Origin of the sequence: Rheinheimera faecalis, assembly GCF_021290965.1 — a bacterium.
GTDB lineage: Bacteria > Pseudomonadota > Gammaproteobacteria > Enterobacterales > Alteromonadaceae > Pararheinheimera > Pararheinheimera faecalis.
Map to the genome: position 1 here is coordinate 1 of NZ_JAJOYT010000036.1, position 742 is coordinate 742.

Consider the following 742-nt stretch of genomic DNA (forward strand, 5'->3'; position numbering starts at 1 on the left):
AAACATTCGTGGCTGGAAAGTGGCTGTGTTTATGGTTACCGCAAAGTCACCAGCGATTTGAAAGATTTAGGCGAACGATGCAGTAAAAATCGCGTGGCCAGGCTGATGAAGCAGGACACACTGAGTGCGCAAGTGGGATACCGCAGACGTAAAGGCCACTACAATGGCAAGCCTGCAGTGGTAGCGCAGAATGTGTTGCAGCGCGAATTTAATGTCACAGAACCGAATCGGGTGTGGGTCACCGACATTACTTACATCAAAACCCATGAAGGCTTCCTGTATCTGGCGGTCGTGCAGGACTTGTTCTCGCGTCAGGTTGTCGGGTGGTCGATGCAGTCGAGAATGGATACGGATGTAGTACTTAAAGCCTTGCTGATGGCCGTCTGGCGCAGAAAGCCCAAGCAGGAAGTCCTTATTCATTCTGACCAAGGCAGCCAGTTTACAGGCTACGAATGGCAGGGCTTTTTAAAAGAGCACAACCTAAAAGCCAGTATGAGTCGTCGCGGTAATTGTCATGACAATGCGTGTGCGGAAAGCTTTTTCCAGCTGTTAAAACGAGAGCGGATCCGTCGAAAAGTGTATGTAACCAGAGAAGACGCCAAATCAGATATCTTTGATTACATCGAAATGTTCTATAACATCAAACGCAAACATGGGTACAGTGGTGATCTGCCTCCTACTGTATTTGAAAAGCAGTATTTAATGAGGCAACAAACTGTCTAAGAAAGTCTGGTCGATTCAA

At 47.3% G+C, this 742-nt stretch carries 1 protein-coding gene; it reads left to right on the forward strand.

All coding sequences use genetic code 11. The features are described from left to right. The coding region (locus tag LSG34_RS20655; protein ID WP_233011223.1) for an IS3 family transposase at positions 1-723 on the forward strand (723 nt) is incomplete at its 5' end. Positions 724-742 lie beyond the last annotated feature (19 nt).